Source organism: Flavobacterium sp. (assembly GCF_027483985.1).
GTDB lineage: Bacteria > Bacteroidota > Bacteroidia > Flavobacteriales > Flavobacteriaceae > Flavobacterium.
Window position 1 is genome coordinate 1 of the sequence record NZ_JAIXTJ010000045.1, and the last position, 3,332, is coordinate 3,332.

1 protein-coding gene is annotated in these 3,332 nt (G+C 28.0%); it reads right to left on the bottom strand.

What is annotated here, in order from left to right; translation table 11 throughout:
- Window positions 1-253 precede the first annotated feature (253 nt).
- A complete protein-coding gene (locus tag Q0050_RS11910) occupies window positions 254-2,539 on the bottom strand; it encodes an AAA family ATPase (RefSeq protein ID WP_298395993.1) in 2,286 nt (761 codons plus the stop codon).
- Window positions 2,540-3,332: the final 793 nt, after the last annotated feature.

The following is a 3,332-nucleotide window of genomic DNA, read 5'->3' on the forward strand; positions in this document are numbered from 1 at the left end:
GGAATGCGTTTTGGTTCAAATGTTTTTTGATAGTAGTACGAACTTACGTCTTGCGAAAGACAAATAGTGAGTTTAATTGATAAGGCCTGCGTAATTTCTGCCGCTGACTACTAACGTTTCGCGGCTTTAAGAAGTTGGGGAGTTGTAAGCCCGAAACTTTCGATTAAACACCGAAAATCAAAAGTACAAAACAATCTTTAAATTAAGCCCAAAAACCCCAATTTCTTAAAACCGCTGTTGTGTGTAGTGCTTTTTATCTACTAACAGCTCTTTTCAATGACTCAAAATGCAATTCATCTTTTTCTAATAACGTTATTAATTCTCCAATTGCTTGTGACAAGTTTAAAATTATTTCATCGTGCATCATAACTTTTTCAAAAGTAGTGAAATGAGAAAAATGATGTAAAATTTTTAATTCTGTTGGTTCAGGCATTAATATTCTAATTCTTTCGTCAACTTGGTCTGTTGAATCGGGAATTTTCATAAGTGTATAAATTTCCAAAAATCTTCGCACAGCATTAGGCATTAAAATAAATTTTTCATCACTTTCCTGACAACCATTTTCATAAAACTTAAATATTAAATCAAATAAATAAATGTATTCAGATTTATAATCTCTCAATGATTTTGGTAATTCCTGTATATGAGATTCTGTATTTGAAATTCTCTTAATAAAATAGTATTCTTTCGTATTTCTCTTATTTATTCTATTAGAATCTTTTATAAATGAAAAGAATTCAAAATTATGAGTTGAGATAAATAATTGCTTAAAACAATTTACATATTGTTCAGGAATTGCTGGATTGACGTTTTGTCTAAAAAAGAACGAGTTAATTAATGAATAAATCTGTGCAATATGATTTCCGTCTAAACTTGAAATTGGGTCGTCAATACAAATTATATAATCAAATAACTTGTTTTCTTGAAATAGACTTTCTAAAGAAACTAAAAAATAAGAAAATGAAATAGCTGTTTTTTCTCCCTCACTTAAATTATCAGCTATTTGTCCATTTCTTTTTAAAATAAATTTATCTTCTTCAATAACCTCAATTTGAATATCTGAACGATTTAAAAACTTTTGAATGAAACTATTTAGCTCGTCTTTTCCTTTTACAAAACTTTTTAATTCTCCTTCAAGTTTTGCAATCTCAATTTTTACTTTTCTAACATATTCATCAAGTTTATTGATACATCTTATACCAAAATCGCTTTCTTTTTTCTTTTTGATGTAATCTTCAAATATTAAAAAAGTTGAAACTTGGTGTTTTTTTAAGAGCGTTCTAGCTTCGTCTTGTTTAGTTTCAAAATCTAAATATAACTGATTATGATTATTGATTAATTCATTAGTTTTTTCAGTCCAAGCATTTATTTCCAACTCAAGAGAATTGTCATAATCATTAATGCTTTTTTTAATGAATATTGATTCATTGTTTTTTATTTCTAGTTCACGAATTAGATTGTTTAAAAATATACTTATTCGTTCATTGATTGTAAAAAATAAATCTAATTGCGTTTGAAAATCATTTTGAAAGTTATCAAAGAACTCAAACTTACTTTTTGGTAACTCGATGTTGTTAAGTTCTTCAATACTTAATTTTATTTCTTCAATTTTTACAAGTATTTCATTTCTTAAGTTAGAAGAAGCATTATTAAAATATAAAAGTAAGTTATCTAATCTTTCTTTGCTTAAATCATTTTCACAGAAAAAACATTTTTCTTTTCCTTTATGCAGTGGAATTCCTGATTTTACCCAATTTGAAACATATGGATTTTCTTCAAGAATTTGAATAATATTATTTTTTTCAGGTTCTTGATTTAATAGTAAAACAACTGAATCATAAATGCTTTTTAAATCAATTTTGTTATTTATGACTTTAATTTCTTCTTTGTCTTTTGTAGACAAGGAAAGTTTTTTTATTCTGTTTAATTCATCTGTATCAGTAATTTGATTTCCCTCTAAATCTGCTATTACCTGTGATAAAATCGTTTTTAAATGACCTTTATTAAATTCAATCAAGCTATTAAAAATATCATTTTTAATAGATCTTGATTCTTCTGTGAATTTATGATTTTCAAATGTTTCAAATTCAGTTTTTAAAGATAAGAAAGGAGATTTTTTGCTTATTATTTCTTCTGAACCATTTACCTTGATTATTTGCTCTTCATATTTTTCAATTTTTTCTCTTAAGCCAATTGTTTCGCCAACGTCAAAAGTTATTCCATTGAATTTATTATTTAAGTCCCATTTTAAATTTTCTCTAATGTAATCGGAATTAAAAACAAGAATATTTAAGTTGTTGTCTCCAATATTATTTTGAGTTATTCTAGTGTTATCACTTAATATTATTTCAAATTCCGCATCTGGAAAAGAGTTGTTTATTTCTTTATTTTTGAGTGAAGATAATAATCTGGAAATTGTAGTTTTTCCCGAATAATTCCAACCATAAAAAATATTTTTTTCATTAAATTCGGGTAAAGTATTCCAAGTAAAATTTTGGAAAACACCAAATTTTTTCAGAGTATTAATTTTCTTTATCATATTTTATTTTCGGTTATTTTCCGCGTCGCTCGGAGCATTACACACAACGTTTTGCCGCTTGGCGCTGTTGCGGATTTTTAGACCAAACTTTCACAAATATAGACAAATTTTTATTTCAACACTCAAGCTTCCAAAAAATTACCGAAACCGCAATGGCGCCAAACGGCTGTTGGTAGCTGGCGTTCTTGTTACACGTAAAAGTTCTATTTTGCAAATATTATGCGTTTCGTTTTTCCGCTTTCCATTTCCACGTTATAATTTTTTATGTTCAAAGTTCCGAAGAATTTTAGCGTTTAGTTTTTTCACTTTTCAACTTTAAACACAAAATTTTTCAAGCTTCAGCTTTTTACGCTTCTGAATTTACGTTTCAATTTGCTGCACAAAACTTTACAAGTTTCTGCTTTTCAAAGTTCTGATTTCTACGCAAAACTTTTCACGTTTCTGAATTCTTTTTTCAAAACGCAATAGAAATCGTGTTTCAAGTTTCTGCTGTTTTTCGCTTTCGCTTTTCAAATGTTGCTGCATTTTTGTCCGCTTTGTAATTTCCATTATTGATAAAAACCAGACCTTGAAATTCAAAAACTAAGATTGAAAAAATAGAGTAGAAGTGGACAGAAATTCAGAAACTATTCAACGAATTCAATATCTGCGCAATTTCGGAATACGCTTGCTACCAACGTTTTGCCGCTTGGCGCTGTTGCGGATTTTTAGCACCAAACTCTCACAAATATAGACAAATTTTTAATTCAAGACTCAAGCTTCCAAAAAATTACCGAAACCGCAATGGCGCCAA

Coding starts and splice junctions, on each gene's coding strand:
- Q0050_RS11910 (WP_298395993.1), bottom strand. CDS start 2,539: ATGATAAAGAAAATTAATACTCTGAAAAAATTTGGTGTTTTCCAAAAT.